Annotated in this window: 17 protein-coding genes and 4 pseudogenes; 17 read left to right on the forward strand and 4 right to left on the reverse strand. The window is 73.6% G+C overall.

The window, feature by feature from the left end; genetic code table 11:
• The first annotated feature begins 155 nt into the window (after nt 1-155).
• From KME75_RS28050 to KME75_RS28065, 4 genes and pseudogenes are all read left to right on the forward strand, one after another.
• Complete coding sequence (locus KME75_RS28050) at nt 156-668, forward strand: SRPBCC family protein (protein WP_219417894.1); 513 nt, start codon at nt 156-158, stop codon at nt 666-668.
• Nucleotides 668-1,562: pseudogene (locus KME75_RS28055) on the forward strand (LLM class flavin-dependent oxidoreductase). The gene KME75_RS28050 and the pseudogene KME75_RS28055 overlap by 1 nt, the downstream one beginning before the upstream one ends.
• 62 nt (nt 1,563-1,624) lie before the next feature.
• On the forward strand, nt 1,625-1,837 hold the full coding sequence (locus KME75_RS28060; RefSeq protein WP_219417895.1) for an MbtH family protein: 213 nt from the start codon (nt 1,625-1,627) through the stop codon (nt 1,835-1,837).
• Nucleotides 1,834-2,271, forward strand: a pseudogene (locus KME75_RS28065) (siderophore-interacting protein); the annotation flags it as partial. The gene KME75_RS28060 and the pseudogene KME75_RS28065, both read left to right, overlap by 4 nt.
• 742 nt (nt 2,272-3,013) lie before the next feature.
• Here the strand turns inward: KME75_RS28065 and KME75_RS28070 are convergent.
• Nucleotides 3,014-4,180, reverse strand: coding sequence for an RNA polymerase sigma factor (locus KME75_RS28070; RefSeq protein ID WP_219417909.1), 1,167 nt, complete (start codon nt 4,178-4,180; stop codon nt 3,014-3,016).
• Between the two features lie 8 nt (nt 4,181-4,188).
• Entirely contained in the window at nt 4,189-4,596 is a 408-nt protein-coding gene (locus KME75_RS28075; protein ID WP_219417897.1) for a YciI family protein, read from the reverse strand.
• Nucleotides 4,597-4,721: 125 nt separating this feature from the next.
• Here KME75_RS28075 and KME75_RS43760 point away from each other — a divergent pair, with 125 nt between their 5' ends.
• From KME75_RS43760 to KME75_RS28095, 5 genes are read left to right on the forward strand one after another with little or no spacing between them, the layout of a single operon-like run.
• Nucleotides 4,722-4,976, forward strand: a complete 255-nt coding sequence (locus tag KME75_RS43760) for a hypothetical protein (protein WP_246633001.1) — start codon at nt 4,722-4,724, stop codon at nt 4,974-4,976.
• 22 nt (nt 4,977-4,998) lie between these two features.
• Complete coding sequence (locus KME75_RS46960) at nt 4,999-5,385, forward strand: hypothetical protein (protein WP_372452684.1); 387 nt, start codon at nt 4,999-5,001, stop codon at nt 5,383-5,385.
• Nucleotides 5,386-5,426: 41 nt separating this feature from the next.
• On the forward strand, nt 5,427-6,806 hold the full coding sequence (locus tag KME75_RS28085; protein ID WP_219417899.1) for an MFS transporter: 1,380 nt from the start codon (nt 5,427-5,429) through the stop codon (nt 6,804-6,806).
• Nucleotides 6,803-8,059, forward strand: a complete 1,257-nt coding sequence (locus tag KME75_RS28090) for an alkaline phosphatase (RefSeq protein WP_219417900.1) — start codon at nt 6,803-6,805, stop codon at nt 8,057-8,059. The genes KME75_RS28085 and KME75_RS28090 overlap by 4 nt, the downstream gene beginning before the upstream one ends.
• Before the next feature lie 6 nt (nt 8,060-8,065).
• Nucleotides 8,066-9,574 carry a carboxylesterase/lipase family protein gene (locus tag KME75_RS28095; RefSeq protein WP_219417901.1) on the forward strand — a complete coding sequence of 503 codons (1,509 nt, stop codon included), beginning with the start codon at nt 8,066-8,068 and terminating at the stop codon, nt 9,572-9,574.
• Between the two features lie 20 nt (nt 9,575-9,594).
• Here the strand turns inward: KME75_RS28095 and KME75_RS28100 are convergent, their stop codons facing one another.
• On the reverse strand, nt 9,595-10,599 hold the full coding sequence (locus tag KME75_RS28100; RefSeq protein WP_219417902.1) for an AraC family transcriptional regulator: 1,005 nt from the start codon (nt 10,597-10,599) through the stop codon (nt 9,595-9,597).
• Nucleotides 10,600-10,733: 134 nt separating this feature from the next.
• Between KME75_RS28100 and KME75_RS46965 the strand changes: the two are divergent.
• From KME75_RS46965 to KME75_RS28115, 3 genes and pseudogenes are all read left to right on the forward strand, one after another.
• Nucleotides 10,734-11,354 (forward strand): annotated as a pseudogene (locus KME75_RS46965) (flavin-containing monooxygenase); the annotation flags it as partial.
• A 944-nt stretch (nt 11,355-12,298) separates the two neighbouring features.
• Complete coding sequence (locus tag KME75_RS28110; protein WP_308283152.1) at nt 12,299-13,129, forward strand: SDR family NAD(P)-dependent oxidoreductase; 831 nt, start codon at nt 12,299-12,301, stop codon at nt 13,127-13,129.
• A gap of 322 nt (nt 13,130-13,451) precedes the next feature.
• Nucleotides 13,452-14,159 (forward strand): annotated as a pseudogene (locus tag KME75_RS28115) (alpha/beta fold hydrolase); the annotation flags it as partial.
• Between the two features lie 6 nt (nt 14,160-14,165).
• On the opposite strand, the gene KME75_RS28120 reads toward KME75_RS28115, so the two are convergent.
• A complete protein-coding gene (locus KME75_RS28120; protein ID WP_308283154.1) occupies nt 14,166-14,930 on the reverse strand; it encodes an SDR family NAD(P)-dependent oxidoreductase in 765 nt (254 codons plus the stop codon).
• A gap of 200 nt (nt 14,931-15,130) precedes the next feature.
• Between KME75_RS28120 and KME75_RS28125 the strand changes: the two genes are divergently transcribed.
• From KME75_RS28125 to KME75_RS28145, 5 genes are all read left to right on the forward strand, one after another.
• Nucleotides 15,131-16,474, forward strand: coding sequence for a GH39 family glycosyl hydrolase (locus KME75_RS28125; protein WP_219417904.1), 1,344 nt, complete (start codon nt 15,131-15,133; stop codon nt 16,472-16,474).
• A 495-nt stretch (nt 16,475-16,969) separates the two neighbouring features.
• Nucleotides 16,970-17,386 (forward strand): MmcQ/YjbR family DNA-binding protein, encoded by a 417-nt coding sequence (locus KME75_RS28130; RefSeq protein ID WP_219417905.1) that lies wholly within the window; start codon nt 16,970-16,972, stop codon nt 17,384-17,386.
• A 605-nt stretch (nt 17,387-17,991) separates the two neighbouring features.
• On the forward strand, nt 17,992-18,384 hold the full coding sequence (locus KME75_RS28135; RefSeq protein WP_219417906.1) for a hypothetical protein: 393 nt from the start codon (nt 17,992-17,994) through the stop codon (nt 18,382-18,384).
• 106 nt (nt 18,385-18,490) lie between these two features.
• Nucleotides 18,491-19,084 (forward strand): sigma-70 family RNA polymerase sigma factor, encoded by a 594-nt coding sequence (locus tag KME75_RS28140; RefSeq protein ID WP_219417907.1) that lies wholly within the window; start codon nt 18,491-18,493, stop codon nt 19,082-19,084.
• Nucleotides 19,085-19,210: 126 nt separating this feature from the next.
• A partial coding sequence (locus KME75_RS28145; protein WP_372452685.1) for a cbb3-type cytochrome c oxidase subunit I occupies nt 19,211-19,678 on the forward strand: 468 nt, incomplete at its 3' end.

Raw genomic sequence — 19,678 nt, forward strand, 5'->3', positions numbered from 1 at the left:
GCCAAAGACGGACGGTGTGTGCGGCCCGGACGCGCCGGCGTCAGCGGCCGCCCCGTCCGGAGGGTCAGGAAAGCCACGTTCCGGTCGTCGAATGACAGTAACGTGGCTTTCCTGACACGTCCGCGGCCGACCCCGACGACGAGGAGCCAGCAGCCATGGAGTGGACCGGTGCCCGGTACGCCGACTGCCCGACCGTGCAGGTGCGGACGTGGGTGGCCGCGCCGCCGGAGCGGGTCTGGCCACTGGTGTCGGACGTCGCGCTGATGCCCGCGCTGAGCGGGGAGCTGCAGGCGGTCGAGTGGCTCGACGGGGCGAGCGGCCCCGCGGTCGGCGCCCGGTTCGTCGGCCACAACCGGCACGACGCGCTCGGGGAGTGGTCGGCGCCCGCGCAGGTGGTGGAGTGCGGCGCGCCCCGGGTGTTCGGCTGGGCGGTCGGCGACCCGTCCGAGCCGGGCGCGACGTGGCGGTTCACCCTCGAACCCGCCGACGGCGGGACGGCGCTGACCGAGTGGGTGCGGCTGGGGCCGGGGCGCTCGGGGCTCAGCCTGGCGATCGAGCGGATGCCCGAGAAGGAACAGAAGATCGTCTTCGTGCGGCTGCGCGAGTTCGAGGCCGGGATGACCACCACGCTCGCCGCGATCAAGGAGCGGGCCGAGGGATCGGACTGATGGGCACAGCGACGACCGTCGAGGGCTCGGGGCGCGCCCGCCCCTTCCGTGAGACGCTCGACTTCGTCCTGGAGGCCGAGCAGCTCGGCCTGGACGTGTGCTGGGTGGCGGAGGCCTGGGGGTCGGACGCGCCGTCGGTGCTCGGCTACCTCGCCGCCCGCACCGATCGGCTGCTGCTCGGTTCCGGGGTCGTCCAGGTAGGCACGCGCACGCCCGCGGCAGGCGTTCGCCGGGGAGAAGGTTGCCTACGCCGGGCGGAGCGTGGCGATCCCGCTGCCCGACGGCGAGGGCAGGCCGATGCGGCTATCGCTCCCGCCGAACCCGGACATCCCGATCTACCTGGCGACGATGTCGCCGAAGCTGCTCGCGCTCACCGGGGAGGTCGCCGACGGCTGGCTCGGCACGAGCTTCGTCCCGGAGGGCTCGGGTGCCTACTTCACCCACCTCGACGCGGGGCTCGCCCGGTCCGGGCGAGCCCGGTCGGACCTCGACGTCAGCCAGGGCGCCGAGGTCGCCTTCGCCGCCGACGAGGACGAGCTGGCCACGATGCTCGCCCCGCGGAAGAAGGAGCTCGCGTTCAGCCTCGGCGGGATGGGCTCGGCCGGCACCAACTTCTACAACGACGCCTACAGCCGCCAGGGCTGGGCCGAGGTCGCGGCGGCGGTGCGCGAGCGGTGGCAGGGCGGCGACCGGGAGGGCGCGGCGGCGCTCGTCACCGACGAGATGGTGCTGGGTACGACGCTGATCGGCACCGAGGAGATGGTCCGCACGCGACTCGCCGTCTGGCGCGCCGCCGGCGTCGACACGGTGCGGCTCTACCCCGCAGGAGACACGCTCGACGCGAGGCTGACGACGCTCGCCCGCGCGCTGGAGATCGTCCGCGGGCTGGGCTGACGGACGAATGCGAGGTGGCCCACACTTGATAAGGTCAGGCGAACCTAACTAAGGTTCGCCTCATGTCCACGAACCCGTTCGACGACCCGGACGGCACCTTCCTGGTGCTGACCAACGCCGCGGACCAGCACTCGCTGTGGCCCGACTTCGTCGACGTGCCCGCCGGCTGGGAGCCGGTGTTCGGGCCGGACGGGCGGGAGGCGTGCCTGGAGTACGTCGAGGGGCACTGGCGCGACCTGCGCCCGCGCAGCCTCCGTGAGGCGATGGGCACATGACGGGGCTGGTGCGTGAGGCCCACCTGGCCCGGATCGCCGAGGTTCGGGCCGGGACGGCCGCCGCGAAGGTGGGCTATCCGATCGGGCTGCGCGAGCTGGAGGTGCTGCGCACCGCGCGGCTCGGCCCGGCGCTCGTGCGGATCACCCTCGGCGGCGACGGCGCGGCGGGCTTCGAGAGCCACGTCCCCGAGGAGCACGTCCGCCTGATCTTCCCCGACGAGCACGGGGAACTGCGGCTGCCGGAGCGCGACGGGTTGTCGCTCCGCTGGCCGCGGCCGTTGCCGGTCTCCCGGGAGTACACCGTGCGCCGCCACGACCCGGACACCGGCGAGCTCGACATCGACATCGCGCTGCACCCCGGCGGCCTGGGCGCCGACTGGGCCGCGGCGGTCGCACCGGGCGAGCGGATCCACGTCGCCGGTCCGCCCGGCGGGCCGGCTGCGCGGGCGATTCGCTCGCCGGGTCCACGCCCAGCTCGTGGCAGCGCGGCGGCAGAGATCGCGGCCTTGGTGCGGGGCCGGTCGATACCACGGGAAACGCGCCCGCACGGCGATCATGGGCTCTCAGCTCCTCGGCTCGGACGCGTGAGCGCGACGTGGGTGCACAACGCGCCGGTACACTGATCACAGGTGTCGACGACCCCTCGGCGGCCGCGAGGCGACGCGCAGCTCAACCTGCGGGCAGAATCCGCCAAGCCCGGAACCGCTCCCAACGGGCGATCACCAACCCCTCGACACGACGGCTCGGGCCCGTGATCACGCCCTCGGCGCACGATCGGCCATCCGGCCGAAAATGCGCCCTACGATGATCACGGCCACAGCGCATCCCCTGCCTGGTCACGACGCGAACGCATTTCCGGCCATTCGTCCGACAATGCTCCCGAGCGGCGATCAGCGCAGAGGCCGACGACCCCGTCGCACCATTTCCGGCTCTTCCTGGATAAGCTTGGGTGAGCCGCTTTTCGGGCAGCCGAGCCGTCGCAGATGGTCGCCTACACCGGGCGCTTCAGCGGGCGGGTCTATTGAGACGCCACGCCTCCAGCGCGTCTGTCGCCGCCGCTGAGCTTCCCCGCCGGCAACGCGTCGTGCAGCTGGTCTCGACCCGCCTACTCACTGTGAGGCGACCGCGCTGGCCAGGGCCGCGCCGAGTGCTGCGGGGGATTCCGAGCGCGACCCGTCAGCGACACCGGCGGGCGCCCAGCCGGGCGGCCTGGCGCGTCAGGTGGTCGCGCTCGGCGAGGTTGGGGGCCTTGTGGGCCGCCTCGGCGTACAGCCGTGCCGCCGTCGCCAGGTCGCCGTCGCGCTCGTGGAGGTGCGCCGCCACCGCCGCGTGGCGGGGCAGTGAGTTGTCCAGCGCCGCGAGGGCCGCCAGCCCGGCGCGCGGTCCGTCGGCCTCGCCGACAGCCACCGCGCGGTTGAGCCGGACGACCGGGCTGTCGGTCAGGCGCGCGAGCTCGTCGTACCACTCGACGATCTGCACCCAGTCGGTCTCCTCAGCGGTGGACGCGTCAGCGTGGAGTGCCGCGATGGCGGCCTGGGCCTGGAACTCGCCCAGCCGGTCGCGGGCGAGGGCCGCCTGCAGGATCTCGACGCCCTCGGCGATCGACTCGGCGTCCCATCGGCCACGGTCCTGCTCGGCGAGTGGCACCAGGCTGCCGTCGGGCGCGGTCCGGGTGGCGCGCCGGGCGTGGTGGAGCAGCATGAGGGCGAGCAGCCCCGCCACCTCGGGGTGGTCGATCGCGGCCGCGAGCTGCCGGGTGAGCCGGATGGCCTCGGCGGCGAGATCGACGTCGCCGGAGTAACCCTCGTTGAAAACCAAGTAGAGGACGCGCAGCACGGTGGCGACGTCGCCGGGCTGGTCGAACCGCACGCCGGAGACGGTGCGCTTGGCCCGGCTGATGCGCTGCGCCATGGTCGCCTCGGGCACCAGGTAGGCCTGGGCGATCTGGCGGGTGGTCAGCCCGCCGACGGCGCGCAGCGTGAGCGCGACCGCGGACGACGGCGTCAGCGACGGGTGGGCGCACAGGAAGTAGAGCAGGAGCGTGTCGTCCACCGCGGGCCCAGAACCAGACCCCGACCCGGGCGCCGGCTCCCCTGAATCGACACTGACGAGGTCCTCACGCCGTCGGCGGGCGGCGTCCGCCCGGGTCGCGTCGAGGAACCGGTGCCAGGCCACGGTGACCAGCCAGCCCTTCGGGTCCCGCGGCGGGTCGGCCGGCCAGACGCGGACCGCCTCGACCAGCGCGTCCTGCACGGCGTCCTCGGCCGCCGCGAAGTCGGCTCCGCGACGGACGAGGATCCCGAGCACGCTCGGCGTGAGGCTCCGGAGCAGGGCCTCGTTCACCGCAGTGGTCACTCCGTGATGGTGGGCGGCGCGGTCAGGAACGGGCGCACCTCGAGCCACTCGTGGATCGGCTTCCCGCCCGCCCCAGGGGCGGCCGACAGGTCGCCGGCCAGCTCGATGGCGCGCTCGTAGCTGTCGACGTCGATCACCATCCAGCCGGCGATGAGATCCTTGGTCTCGGCGAATGGGCCGTCGGTGACCGGCGGGCGCCCCTCGCCGTCGTACCGGACGAACGTCCCCTCGGGGGCGAGCGCCTGACCGTCGACGAACTCGCCGGTCCCCTCGAGCCGGGCCGCGAAGTCGTGCATGTACTGCACGTGCGCCGAGATCTCCTCCGGCGTCCACTGGTCCATGGGCACGTCGTTGACCGGAGCCGGAGCGCCGCGGTAGTGCTTGAGCAGCAAGTACTTGGCCATCGTGTTTCTCCTCGATGCTGGCGCGACCCATTCTGGTCACGTTCACCGCGGGGACGGAGCCAGTGGCGGGTTCTCGACATCCTGGAGGCCTCGTTCCGTCTCGCCCCGGTTGTCCGGACTGCGGGGTGGTCGCGGTCGGCCACGGCCGGCACGTCCAGGTCCTGCACGCGATCTCCTCCGCGGACAAGGCCGTCACGGTGATGGTCGACCTCACCCGCGGCCCTGACCGGTGTCTCTGTGCGCGGCTGCTCGATGCCGTGCAGGGCAGGTCCGGCGCGGTGTACGCCGACTGGCTCAAGGAGCAAGGGGTCGAGGTCACCGTGTCGGTCGAATACGGCCCGATGGGACCCGTTCCGCGGGTATCGCAACACGATCCGTGACGAGCTGCCCGACACGGTCGCGGTGCTCGATGCCTCTCACGTCGTCAAGCTCGCGGGCAACGCACTCGACGAGGTCCGACGCCGTGTCCAGCAGGCCACGCTCGGACGTCGTGGGCACAGGGACGACCCCGCCGACCAAGACTCGATCAGCCGAACGAGCCGACCCGGGCCGATCTACGAAGAGCCCTTTCCCTCGCCGGGCTCCCCGGACCGAACGGCCCCGCTCCGGGGTCGCGCACTGTCACGGCCGCCGTCCGGCGACCGGACCATCCCGTGCCTCGGGCTGCGCCGGCTCCTCGACGGAGTCGAGGGAGCAGCGGCCGTTCGCGAAGAGCCTCTTGATGTGAGTCACCTCATCCCACATACTCCCTCCACTACGAACATCGAGTGTCGCTCGATTTTCGCGTGAAGCGCTCGGCATCCCCCCTCCCTCCGAACCCGAGGAGCGCCATGCCCCGGCGAACCCCGCACCCCGACCCGCACGAGACGCCCACGGCCACCGATGCCGTCGAGGCCGGCTTCTCCGAGACCGCGGCGGTCACGCCGGCCGTGCCGGTCGTGGCGGCGTCGACGACCGCCTCGGCGGACGGCACCGAGGGCGGCGCCGACGCCCCGCACCGGGCGTCCCCGATCCTGCTGCCCTCGCTCGCGGTCACGTCGTTCGTGCTGTTCGCGACCTACTCCGGCCTGCTCGGGGTGCTCCTGCCCAACCAGATCACGGCCGTCGACGGGGCCGCCAAGGTCGGCAACCTCGCGATCGTCACGACGGTGTCGTTCGTCTTCACGCTGTTCGCGCAGCCGATCGTCGGGGCGTTCAGCGACCGGACCAGGAGCCGCCTGGGCAGGCGCGCACCCTGGATGCTCGGCGGCGCGGCCGTGGGGGCGGCGTTCCTGCTGGGCCTCGGCGGGCTGCGGAGCATCGTGTGGATCGCCGTGTTCTGGGTCGTCATCCAGGTCGCCCTCAACGCCCTGCAGGGGCCGATGTCGGCTATCGTCGCCGACCGGTTCCCCCGCAGCCGCCGCGGCACCGCGAGCGCGATGGTGGGGATCGGCACGATGGCGGGCTCGGCAGGCGGGGTGATCATCGCCGGGGCGCTCGCGAGCAACGTGGGGGTCGGCTACACCGCCTTCGCGGTCGCCGTGGTCGTCGTCGCCGTCGCGTTCGTGCTGCTCAACCGCGACGCCTCCACCCGCGACGCGGCGCGGGAGCCGTTCAGCCTGCGTGCGTTCCTCGCCGGCTTCTGGATCAGCCCGCGCCGGTACCCGGACTTCGCCTGGGCGTTCGCCGGCCGGTTCCTGTTCGTCCTCGGCTACTTCGTGGTCTTCGGCTTCCAGCTGTTCATCCTCACCGACCACATCGGCATGACCCTGGCGGAGGCCAATGGCGCGATCGGGCTGCTGAGCCTGGCGGGGCTCGGTACGACGATCGTCGCCGTCCCGTTGAGCGGGTGGCTCAGCGACCGGGTGGGCCGCCGCAAGGTGTTCGTCTACGCCGGTTCGCTGTTCCTCGCGGCCGGGATGCTTGTGCCGCTCGTCATGCCCACGCTCACCGGCATGATCATCATGAGCGCGATCAACGGGGTCGGCTTCGGCATCTACATGGCCTGCGACACGGCGCTGATGACCGAGGTGCTGCCGGGTGGGGGCTCGGCGGCGGCCAAGGACCTCGGGATCCTCAACGTCGCCACCAACATCCCGCAGGCGATGAGCCCCGCGGTCGCGGGTCTGCTCATTTCGTCCTTCGGCGGCTACCCCGCGCTGTTCGTCTTCGCCATCGTCGTGGTTCTGCTGGCGATCCTCGCCATCGCGCCGATCCGGAGCGTCCGGTGAGGCGGCGGCTGACCATCGCGGTGGCACTGGCCGCGGCCGCCGTGCTGCCTGCCGCCTGCGGCGGAGCCGCGGCGGGCGAACCGGGCGAGGATCGGGACCGGGTCGCGCGCAACGTCATCTTCATCATGGGCGACGGCATGGGCGTGGGAGCCCGGGAGTTCCTCCGGCTCGCCCTGGCCGGGCCGGACGGCGAGCTCGCCATGGACGGGCTCCCGGTCGCGGGCCGCGTGCACACCTCGGCGGCCGACCCCGAGTGGGCCGTCACCGACTCCGCGGCGGCCGCGACGGCGTTGGCCACCGGGGTGAAGACCTACAACGGGGCGATCGGCGTCGGCCCCGACGGGCAACCGGTCCGGACCGTCCTCGAGCGCGCGAAGGCGGCGGGCAAGTCGACGGGTCTGGTCACGACCTCCCAGGTCACCGACGCCACGCCGGCGGCCTTCGCCGCCCACGTCGCCGCGCGCAGCGACCAGAGCGCGATCGCCGAGCAGTACCTCGAGCCGACCGGGGTGGACGTCATCCTCGGCGGCGGTGAGGACCACTGGTTCCCGGAGGGTGACCCGGGTGCCCACCCCGACCGGCCGCCGGCCGACCCCGAGGAGGCCAGCGCGGGCACCCGGGGCGACCTGGTCGAGCGCGCCGTCGGCCTGGGCTACGAGTACGTCTCCGACGCCAAGGAGCTGCAGGCCGCCGGGTCCGGCAAGCTGCTGGGGCTGTTCGCCAACGAGGAGATGTTCGAGCACCGGGGCGACGGCGAGGGCGGCAGCTACGCCCCGGCCGTCCCGCTGTCCGACATGACCGCGAAGGCCCTCGAGGCGCTCGCCGACGACGAGGACGGGTTCTTCCTCGTCGTCGAGGAGGAGGGCATCGACGAGATGGCCCACCACAACAACGCCCAGCTCCTGCTCGAGGCGGGCCGCGCCCTGGACGCCGCCGTCGAGGTCGCCCTGCGCTTCCAGGCCGAGCACCCGGACACGCTGATCATCCTCACCGGCGACCACGAGACCGGTGGCCTCGCGATCGAGGACGTCAACCCGCAGGACGAGTCCGGGGACGCGGAGTCCCGGGAGGACGGGCCCTTCACGATCGCCGGAACCGCGACGCAGTTCGTCGTGGACTGGTCCACCTGGGGCCACACCGGCGCGGACATCCCGGTGACCGCGGGCGGACCCGGGGCGGGCGCGCTCGACGGCGTCGTCGACAACACCGACGTCCACACCGCGATGCTCGACGCGATGCAGCTGGAGGACTGACCTTCCATGACCACGAGGAGAGACATGCCCACCGACGAGCCGACCGCCGAGGTGACGACCGCGCAGGGCCGCGTGCGCGGGCTGCGTCGCCCCGACGGGTCCGCGGCCTTCCTCGGCATCCCCTTCGCCGAACCGCCCGTGGGCGACCTGCGCTTCGCCGCGCCCGTGCCGCACCGCGGCTGGGACGGCGTCCGGGACGCGACCGCCCACGGCGCGACGCCGCAGCGCACGCAGCTCGCCGAGGTGACCCTGATCCCCGAGCCGTCGATCCCGGGGGAGTCGACGCTCAACGTCGACGTCTTCACCCCGTCGCCGGAGCCCGTCACCGACGGCGGGCTGCCGGTCCTCGTGTGGATCCACGGCGGCGGGTTCGTGGCGGGCTCGCCCGCCAGCCCCTGGTACGACGGGGCGGGGTTCAACCGGGACGGCGTCGTCACCGTCACCGTGTCCTACCGGCTGGGCTTCGACGGCTTCGGCTGGATCTCCGACGCCCCGGCCAACCGGGGCGTCCTCGACTGGCTGCTCGCCCTGGAGTGGGTGCGCGACAACATCCGGGCCTTCGGCGGTGACCCGTCCCGGGTCACGATCGCCGGCCAGTCGGCGGGCGGTGGCGCGGTGCTCACGCTCCTCGGCATGCCACGGGCCCAGGGGCTGTTCGCGCGGGTGCACTGCATCTCCGGCGCCGTCGCCGACGTCCCGATCGGCCGGGCCGAGGCGCTCGGCCGCGAGCTCGCCGAGCTGCTCGGCGTCGCGCCGACGCGGGCGGGCCTGGCGACGCTCGACGAGGAGCGCGTCCTCGCCGCGCAGCGGACCCTGGTGCCGATCGGCGAGTCCGCCGCCGACCCGGCCAAGGGCCTCGAGGGGCTCCTCGACGGGCTGGCGCTCGGGCCCGTCGTCGACGGCGACCTGCTGCCCGAGCCGACGCTCGACGCCCTCCGCCGTGGCGTGGGCGCGGACACGCCGCTCGTGCTCGGCGCCACGGACCACGAGTTCACCTTCGCCTTCGCCCGCGCCCGCGAACAGCTCGCGGACGTCGCACCCACCGCGGTGCTCGCCGGAACCGGGCTCGATCCTTCGGTCATCGAGGCCTACGTCGCAGCGCACGAGGACCTGGACACCGCCGACGTCGTCGGCCAGCTCCTCACCGACACCCTGTTCTCCACCACCGTGGCCGAGGTCGCGACCGCCCGCGGGGACGCCCCCACCTGGCTCTACCGGTTCGCCTGGCGCTCACCCGTCCTGGGCTACGCCGTGCACTGCCTCGACCTGCCCTTCTACTTCGGCTGTCCGTCGGCGCCCGGGGTGGCGGAGGTCGCCGGCACCGACCTGCCGCCCGGCCTCGTCGACGACGTGCACGGGGCGGCGGTCGCGTTCGTCGGCGGCGGTGACCCGGGCTGGCCCGCCTGGGCCCCGGCCGGTGGCAAGGTGCGGGTGTTCGACCGGTCCTCATCACTCGAGCCGGACGGCTTCCAGGAGGTGTGGTCGCTGCTGCGCGGGGCGGCGCGGCGCGCGTAGCGGCGTGGTCCGTGGTCGGGTCAGGCCTGGCGCCGCAGCGCCCGGGGCGGGTGCCCGAACCAGCGTCGGGTGGCGCGGGTGAGGGCGGACTGCTCGGTCAGCCCGACCATGGCGGTCACCTGGCCCAGCGGCAGGTCGGTCTGGGTGATGAGGCGGTGCGCCGCGGCGCGGCGGACGTCGTCGAGCAGCGCCCCGAACGTCGTCCCCTCGTCGGCGAGGCGGCGCTGGAGCGTGCGGGGGTGGGTCTGCAGGAGGCGGGCGATGGCGGCGATGTGGACTCCGGAGGTGCCCAGGGACTGCGTGAGCAGGTGCCGCACCCGCGCCGTGACCGTCTGCTCGGGCTCGGTGAAGTGGCCGGCGATGTAGTCGAGGGCGACGTCGCGCAGGAGCCGGTTCCCGCCGGGCACGGGCGCCGACATGATCTGCACCGGCACCCGCAGCACCGCGGCCGGGCGCTCGAACCGGGCGTCGGTGCCGAAGAAGTCGACGTAGCGCGACACCGCCGCGAGCGGTGGGTGCGGCAGGTGCACCGACCGCAGACCGTAGGGCCCACCGTGCAGCAGCACGATGATCCGGTGGAACAGGCCGAGCCCCAGGTCGACCACCTGCGGGGGGAGCGGCTGCGGTTCCGCGCTGCCGTAGAACAGGCCGACGACGCCCGCCTGGCCGTCGGGGTCGGGGACCTGCGCGACGGTCAGGGCCGGGCTGTGCACGAACAGGAACCGGGAGGTGCAGTCGAGCGCCGCACCCAGGGTCGGGGAGTTCTCGATCGCCACGGCGAGCGGGCCGAGGACGCCGGTGTCCTGCTGCTCGGCGAGCCGGAGCCCGAGGTCGGGGCAGCGCAGCTCGGCCGCCGCGGTCTCGAGGATCCGCGCGGCGGTGGCCGACGGGACGACCGCGTCGTCGCTGTCGACGGCCGCGGGCGGGACCCGGAACCGCTCCAGCAAGGCGGTGCCGTCGCCGCCGAGGCCGTCCACGAGCGGCGCCAGGCCGCGCAGGCCGGCGGCCCGCACCACGGATCCCATGGGGAGAGAGGGTAGGACCGGGCACCCCGGATGGCACGAAAGGGTAAATCTCTGTCGTGTTCGGGCAAGTTCCGGAGATCGTCTCCGACGATCCTGGAGCCACGGCACGGTAGGCAGCCAGAGGAGGAGGCAGGATGACGACCCTCGAGAACCCGGTCGACGGGACGACGGGGACCGAGCACGTGGACGTCCTCATCGTCGGCGCGGGCCTGTCGGGGATCGGCGCGGCCTGGCGCCTGCAGCAGGAACGCCCCGGCACGACCTACGCGATCCTCGAGAGCCGGGACGCCATCGGGGGCACCTGGGACCTGTTCCGCTACCCCGGCGTGCGGTCGGACTCCGACATGTTCACCCTCAGCTACCCCTTCCGGCCGTGGAGCGGCGACCGCTCGCTGGCGTCGGGGGAGAGCATCCGCGACTACATCCGCGACACCGCCCGCGAGGGTGGGATCGACCGGAACATCCGCTTCGGCACCACCGTCGTGTCCGCGTCGTGGTCCTCGGCCGAGGCGCGCTGGACCGTGCAGGCCCGGGTCGGCGACGCGTCCCGGACGTACTCGTGCTCGTTCCTCTACATGTGCGCCGGCTACTACGACTACGGGCGGGGCCACCAGCCCGAGTTCCCCGGCGTCGAGGACTTCGGCGGGCTCTTCGTGCACCCGCAGTTCTGGCCCGCCGACCTCGACCACACCGGGAAGCGCGTGGTGGTCATCGGCAGCGGCGCCACGGCCGTCACGCTCGTGCCGGCGATGGCCGAGGCCGCCGAGCACGTCACCATGCTGCAGCGGTCCCCCTCCTACCTGACCGTGCTGCCGTCCACCGACCCCGTGGCCGCGGCGCTGCGCCGCCGGCTGCCCGCGCGCCTCGCGCACACGCTGATCCGGTCGAAGAACATCCTGCTCAGCCAGGGGTTCTACCAGCTCGCACGGCGCCGCCCGGACCGGGTGAAGAAGCTCCTGCGCAGCGTCGCGGTGCGGTTCCTGGGAGGCGACGCCGGCTACGTCGACCGGCACTTCACCCCCCGGTACGAGCCGTGGGACCAGCGCCTGTGCGTCGTCCCCGGTGGCGACATCTTCCGCGCGATCCGGGCCGGCCGCGCCTCCGTGGTGACCGACCACATCGACCGGTTCGTCGGGTCGGGGGTCCGGCTCGCGTCCGGGGACGTGCTGGAGGCCGACATCGTCGTCTCGGCCACCGGGCTGTCGCTGCTGCCGCTGGGCGGGCTGGAGCTGACCGTCGACGGCGAGCGGGTCGACCCCGGCGACACGATGGCCTACCGGGGCCTGATGCTCGGCGGCGTCCCCAACTTCGCCTACTGCATCGGCTACACCAACGCCTCGTGGACGCTGCGCGCCGACCTGTCGTCGCGCTACGTCTGCCGCCTGCTCGACTTCATGGACCGCCACGGCTACGCCAGCGCCACACCCGCCGTGACCGCGGCGGGCGCCCGGCGGCCCCTGCTGGATCTGACCTCGGGATACGTCCAGCGCGCCGTGGACCGGTTCCCGAAGCAGGGCGAGCGCGACCCGTGGATCACGCGCCAGAACTACCTGCTCGACGTCCTGCGGACCGGCCGCGCCGACCTGCGCCGCGACATGCGGTTCGCGGCGAAGAGCCCGGCCCGGGCCGCCCGCCGCTCACTGGAGGAGGTCGCCTCAGGAGCCGCCTGGCGCCGTACCGGTTCGCCGGCCGCACCGCCGTGTTCACCGGCGCGGCGAGCGGCATCGGCGAACAGCTCGCCCGCGGGCTCGGTGCCCGCGGCAGCGACCTCGTGCTGCTGGACCGCGACGCCGCCCGGCTCGACACCGTGGCCGCCGAGGTCCGGCGGGCGCACCCCGGCATCGCGGTCGAGACCCTCGTGGTCGACCTCGCCGACGCCGAGGCCACCACCGAGGCGGCGCAGCGGATCCGGCGCGAGCACCCCAGGATCGGGCTGCTGGTCAACAACGCGGGCGTCGCCCTCGGCGGCCGGTTCGACCAGGTGACCCTCGCCGACTTCGAGTGGGTCATGAACATCAACTTCCGGGCACCGGTGCTGCTCACCCACCACCTGCTCCCCGCACTCACCGCGGAGGCCGGGGGCCACCTGGTCAACGTCTCGAGCCTGTTCGGGCTCATCGCCCCGGCCGGGCAGTCGGCCTACTCCGCCAGCAAGTTCGCCCTGCGCGGGTTCAGCCAGGTCCTGCGCGCGGAGCTCGCCGAGCGCGGGGTCGGCGTGACGACGGTGCACCCGGGCGGGATCCGCACGCGGATCGCCGAGAGCGCCCGCATCGGCGGCGACGTCGACGCCGAGGAGGCCGAGCGCCACCAGCGGGCCTTCGCGCGCCTGCTGACCTACCCGCCGGAGAAGGCGGCAGCGGAGATCCTCGCCGCCGTCGAGCGCAGGCGGGCGCGGGTGCTCATCGCGGCGAGCGCGAAGGTCCCGGACCTCCTCGCCCGACTCCTCCCCGTCGGGCACGCCCGGCTGATGGCCCTGCTCACCGAGGCCACCACGCGCGCCGGCCGGACACCGGTGGGTGGCCGGCGGTGACGGCGGCCTCGCTGGTGCGTGACCCGGAGCACGTGGCCGTGCACGGGGCCCGCATCCGCGTCCGCAGCAGCGGGGACCCCGCGTCGCCTCCCGTGCTCCTGCTGCACGGGATCGGCCGCAGCCTCGAGGACCAAGGCCGCGTCCCGCGGATCATGAACGCGGTCTTCGCGCCCAGATGGCCCCTGGCTGCGTTGTCGGCAGGCCCGGGTACGCCAGGTACGACGGCGCCTACCTCCGCCTTGCCAGGAACCATCTGGATCACGAAGCCCATCGCCCCTGATCCACGGGACACGGCCTAGCGCCCCAGCACGAGCGCCTCTCCTCCGCCCACCGGGTGATCAGCCTTGACATGCCCGGATTCGGCCTGTCCGAGCGGATGCCGGGGCCGGTGTCCCTGCCCGAGCTGGCCGTCGGCGTCCTCGCGACCCTCGACGCGCTCGACGAGCCGCGTCCGGTGCACGTCATGGGCAACTCCCTCGGCGGCGCGGTCGCGCTCCAGATGCTCACGCACGCCCCCGGCCGGGTCGCGTCCCTCACGCTGGTCAACAGCGCGGGGTTCGGCAAGGAGGTCGCCATCGCGCTGCGGCTGCTCGCGGTCCCCGGCCTCGGACGGCGGCTGCTGAGCGGCGTGGACCGCACGGCCGCCCGCCGCACCGAGCGGGCCCTGTTCGTCGACGGCTCGTTCGTCACCGAGGAGCGCGTCGACCTGGCCGTGCGGCTCGCCCGCCGCCCCGGGCACGCCGAGGTGTTCCTGGAGGCCGCCCGCGAGCTGGGCACGTTCCGCGGCGTACGCGCCGGGTGGCGGTCGCGGCTGCTCGCCGATGTGGCGCGGCACCCGCGGCCCACCCTGGTCCTCTGGGGCGACCGCGACCTGATCCTGCCCGCCCACCACCTCCACGCGGCCAGGGAGCTGCTGCCGCACGCGCAGTCGCACGTGTTCGCCGACACCGGCCACATGCCCCAGATCGAGCGCGCCGACCGCTTCGCCGACCTCGTCCGCGGGTTCCTGGAGTCCGCCGTGCGGCACTGAGCGGGATCAGCGGGAGTCGGCCCGCAGCGCGTCACTGATGGACTTGACCCCGCCGTGGGCGGTCATGCCGCCGTCGACGGGGATCTCGGCCCCGGAGATGAACGCGGCGTCGTCGCTGAGCAGGAACACCACCAGCGGCGCGACCTCCGCGACCGTCCCGGTGCGCCCGAGCGGCGTCTCGGCGATGCTGGCGGCGCGGAACGCCGGCGCGGCCGAGGCCGTCATGGGCGTCTCGATGTAGCCGGGGTGCACCGTGTTGACCCGGATCCCGCGCGGACCGAGCTCGAGGCACGCGGTGCGGGCCAGCCCGCGCAGCGCCCACTTGCTCGTCGTGTAGGCGGCGGGGAAGTGGCCGGTGAGCGCGGCGACGGAGCCGACCGTGACGATCGAGCCGCCGCGGGACATGAGCGGGGTGAGGGCCTGGATGCCGAGCAGCGTGCCGGTCACGTTGACCTCGTGGACGCGGGCGAGGTCCGCCGGGTCGAGGTCGGTGAGCCGTGCCCGCCACGTGACCCCGGCGTTGGCCACGAGCCCGTCGGCACGGCCGTGCTCCTCGCGCAGGTCCCCGGCGAGGGCGGCCCAGCCGTCGCCGTCGGTGACGTCGAGCTGCCGGTAGGCCACCCCGGGCAGGTCCTCGGCGGGCTCGGCCGCCCGGTCCACCCCGATCACGGCGGCGCCCTCCGCGGCGAGCAGTCGGGCCTCGGCCGCGCCCTGGCCCTGCCCGGCGCCGGTGACGACGACGACCTTCCCCGCCACCCGGCCTCGTCCCACGGCAGATCCTCCTCGCGACACACCCCACGGTCGGTCTCCGTGCAACGGCCGGGAAGACCGATTCGCTGATGCCGGCCATCGACGGGGTGGATGCAGCGCGCGCGGTAGTCAGCCCGTCGCAGGCCGTCTTCTCAGCCGCGCCACAGCCACCACCTGTCACTGTCTGTGCATCACGTCCGATCCGACCCGACGAGGTTCTTGTGCGTCCTCCCCGCCTCCTGGCCGCTGTCCTCGTGGCGCTGGCCGTGGCGCTCGGTGCCTGCTCCACCACCGCTCCCAGCACCGCCGTGCCCGATCCCGACGCGCAACTGCCCGTGATCGAGCTCGCGGGCGAATGGAACTGGCAGCGGCAGGCGGGCCCGCTCGAGCTCGGCGTCACGCACACCGAGGACAGCCTCGACTCCGAGGAACCCGCCGAGGCCCGGCAGCGCGGGATCGACATCCTCTCCGAGGGCAGCGCGATCTGGCAGAACCACCACCTGATGGGGTTCGGCACGCTCAACCCCGAGCCGTCCCCCGACGAGTACAGCTGGGCCACGCTGGACAAGCGGATGCAGCTCACCCAGGACACCGGCGGGGGCACCGTCCTGACGCTGTGCTGTGCCCCGGACTGGATGAAGGGCGGCGAGGCGGGGCAGACCGACTGGTCGGAGCTGGAGACCGCCCCGGACCCGGAGTACTTCGACGAGTTCGCCGAGCTGTCGGCGCTCGCGGTGCAGCGCTACCCGCAGGTCGAGCGGGTGCTGGTGTGGAACGAGCTCAAGGGCTTCTACAACCACGACGAGAACCGCTGGGACTACGAGGGCTACACGGAGCTGTACAACCAGGTCTACACGGCCGTGAAGGAGGTCCGCCCGGACGTCCAGGTCGGCGGCCCGTACGTCGTGCTCACGAGCCTCGACCCGGGGTCGGAGGACTCCTCGGACGTCAGCGGCCCGTGGGGTGTGGCGGACCAGCGCGCGCTGGACGTGGTCGAGTACTGGCTGGCCAACAACGTGGGAGCGGACTTCCTGGTGGTGGACGGCTCCGCGCAGACCCGGCAGGGCACGATGCCCGAGCAGGTCAGCGACGGTGCGCAGAAGTTCGCCGACCTGACGCGGTGGATCGGCGAGCGCACCTCGCTCCCGGTCTGGTGGGCGGAGTACTACCCCGACGCGCCCGAGGGCGAGGTCGCGTCGGCCACCAGCCCGGCCAGCGCCGTCTCCACGCTCGCGGCCGTGGCCGCGTTCGCCGAGTCGGATGTCGCGGTGGCGCTGCACTGGGGCCCGCAGGGGCACGGCCTGGAGCACGCCGCGCTGTGGACCGACAGCACCCGGCCCGACGGCGGGCAGCCCACGCCCCTGACCGAGGCCTGGCAGTGGCTCGTGCCCCGGCTCGCCGCCGGCGAGGTCGAGATCGGGCGGTCCGCCACGGCGCCGCTGCTGGCGTTCCGCGCGCTGGACGGCGTGGTCGTGGTGAACCTGACCGGCGAGCCGGTCGAGGTGGAGCCGGGCAGCGAGCCCGTCGACGCGTGGGCGATCAACGTGACGCACCGGGAGTTCTGACCGGGCCGAACGCACTGGCGTACGTCCCGCGCGGTAGCGGGAGGCCCGGACATCCCCCAGTGGGCAGGCGTCCCGCCGCCCGCTGCGGGACGCGACGCACGCCCCCGGTCCGGACGATGAGGGTCATCTCCGCTCCGACCGTGTCCGCGCCCGCTCGCAACGGGCCGGGCCGCGCCCGTCGCGCTGGCCTCCGCCTCGCCGGGCGGCCGCGGCTCGCGCTCTCGCTGGTCACCCCGTAGGGGCTCGTGTGGCAGTGATGGGTCGTGGTGAAGGTGGTCCTCGGCCTCGTCGTGATCGTCTCCGCCGTGGGCCTCACCAACGGTTGGGTCGAGCGCGCGTCCCCACCGCGGCCGAGCGGGGCGGCGCCACGGCTTGGCTGGTTGTGGCAGGCTCCGCGGGACACCTGGTGGTGCTCGCCGCGGCCACGCTGATCTCGGTCGACAAGCCGGGGGGTGCGACGCGCCGCCGGCTGCGAACCGGCACGACGGGGGAGTGATGAGCGGACCTGCGGACGTCCCGTCCGGGATCCTCACCCGGCTGCGGGCGATCTGCCTCGCCCTGCCGCAGACGCACGAGGAACCGGCATGGGTCGGCACCCGGTGGCGGATCCGTACCCGCACCTTCGCGCACGTCCTCACCATCGACGCCGGCCGCCCGCAGGCGTTCGCCCGTGCCGCCGGCACGGACGGACCGTGCACCGTGCTGACCTTCCGGTCGACGGGCCCCGAGCTCGACGTGCTGCGCCGCGCCGGCGACCCCTTCTTCGCGCCGCCATGGGGAGCCGACGTGGTCGCGATGGTGCTCGACGCCGACGTCGACTGGGACGAGGTCGCCGAGCTGCTGACCGAGAGCTACTGCGCCCGTGCGCCCAGAGCGCTGGCCGAGCTGGTGGATCGGCCGGCAGAGAGCTGAATGTGATCTGAGTCGCTGTTGATTCCGCCCGAAGCGCGCCCAGAAGTGTCGGTGGCCGCGCGCATGCTCGAGGCATGGCGCGGGTCCGGTGGTCGAGGAGCTGGTGGGGATGCCGCCGGGTGCGGGGCTGTCCGCGCTGCTGGCCGAGGTGGATCTGGCCGTGCGGTGCGCCGCCGTGAGGTGTGCGGGTATCTGGCCCAGGACGGACCGCGGTGGTCACCGCCGAGGGGCTGCCGGCCGACGAGGCCGCTGCGGCGGGTGCGCGGGTCGATCGGCCGGCCGTGGCGATCAAGCGGGCGAGCCGATCCGGGCCGCCGCCGACGTCGCCTCAGCGGCGCATCCGCACCCCGACTACGCAATGACGCTGTTCCGGCAGGCGCAGCTGGTCGAAGCGATCCACGCCGCTGTGAAGGGTGTTGTCCTGCCGGCACCAGGCAGGGGCGTCCCATCCGGTGGCGGCCCGGACGGGCGAATCCGGGCGTTCGCCTGGTGTGGGTGGCGACGGCCAGGGGTATGACGGGTCCATGGCTACCTCGGCAGTGCGTCCTTCGACGGGCGCCGTAGTGGGCAGGGCGGTCGTCGCGGGAGTTGCCGGTACCGGGGTGATGACCGCCTTCCAGAAGCTGGTCGAGATGCCGATCACCGGGCGCGCCGCGAGCTACGCCCCGGCCGAGCTGGCCGAGAGGCTCCTGCCCGTCCGGCCCGCGACGGCCGGCGGCCGGCGGCGGCTGAACTACGCCACCCACTTCTCGCTCGGGGCGATGTGGGGTGCCGCCTACGGAGTTGCCGCGCTGCGCGGCCTGCGCGGACAGAAGGCGGCGAACACCGTGTTCGCGCTGGTCTACACCGGCGACGTCCTGTTCAACACCGCGCTGCGGCTCTACCACCCCACCCGGTGGTCGGCGCGCGAGCTGGCCGTCGACGTGGTGGACAAGTACGTGCAGGCGCAGGCCACCAGCATGCTGTTCGACCGTGTTCTCGACCCGTGCCGACGGTGAGGAGGAGGCGCGCCGGCCGGTCGAGGACGTCAGCCGCGTCCACCGGGCGCATCGAGCCCCCGTGTCGACAACAGGGTCGACGACCGGTCGTACCGGCCGCGGGCCGATGACGGGGCGACGCGCCACGGGGGAGCAGGACCGGCCCTCGGACCTGGAACTCCTCCTCCGCCTGAACCGGGGCGACAAGGACGCGCTGTCGATCGTCTACGACCGGTACTCGCGGCAGGCGTGGTCGCTCGCCCACCGGATCTGCCGGGACCCCGGGTTCGCCCACGACGTCGTGCAGGACGTGTTCCTGGTGCTGTGGAAGCAGCCCACCCGCTACGACCCGGGACGCGCGCCGTTCGTCACCTGGCTGCTCACGCTCGTGCACCACCGGGCGGTCGACCTGGTGCGCCGGGAGGACGCATGGCAGCGCCAGTCCGCCCGCTCCTCGGCCTCCCCGCATCCCGGAGCCGACGAGTTCGTCGTGAGCCACCTGCTGGCCGGCAGCGTGCGGGAGGCGCTGCGCGGGCTGCCCGAGCACCAGCGCCGCGCGTTGACGCTGGCCTACTACGCCGGCTACACGCAGCGGGAGATCGCGCAGTGCACCGGGGTGCCGCTCGGGACGGTGAAGTCGCGGATGGTCAGCGGGATCGCCCGCCTCCGCGTGCTTCTCGACCACGAGACGGCCGGGCCGAACCGGCGCGCCGACGCGTAGCGGCGCGCACGGCGCCACCCCGGCGGGTGAGGCGCCGGCAGGCGGTGGTGCGGGTGGTTTCGCGGCGGGGACTCCGGGGTAGGCCCGCGCGGCAGGGCGGGTGAGCTGCGGGTGAAGGAGCCTGAGGTGACCGACGTTGCGCCGCGCAAGACCAGTGGTCTCCAGCCGACTCCCGTCCCCACCAGACGCGGCAGTCGAGGGTCCATCGGCTCGCGCATGGTGCACATGCTCGGCACGACGGACCCGAAGGACATCGGGATCCTCTATCTGGTCACGGCGTTCCTGTTCTTCCTGACCGGTGGCGCGATGGCGTTGCTGATGCGCGGGGAGCTGGCGGTGCCGGGCACCCAGTTCCTGGCCCCGGAGCAGTACAACCAGCTGGTCACCATGCACGGCACGATCATGCTGCTGCTCTACGCCACCCCGATCCTGTTCGGGTTCGCCAACTACATCCTGCCGTTGCAGATCGGGTCGCCGGATGTGGCGTTCCCCCGGTTGAACGCGCTGTCGTACTGGCTGTTCCTGTTCGGTGGCCTGATCGTGGTGGCCGGGTTCGTCACCCCCGGCGGGGCGGCGGACTTCGGCTGGTACGCC

This window comes from Pseudonocardia nigra, assembly GCF_019396355.1.
Lineage (GTDB): Bacteria > Actinomycetota > Actinomycetes > Mycobacteriales > Pseudonocardiaceae > Pseudonocardia > Pseudonocardia nigra.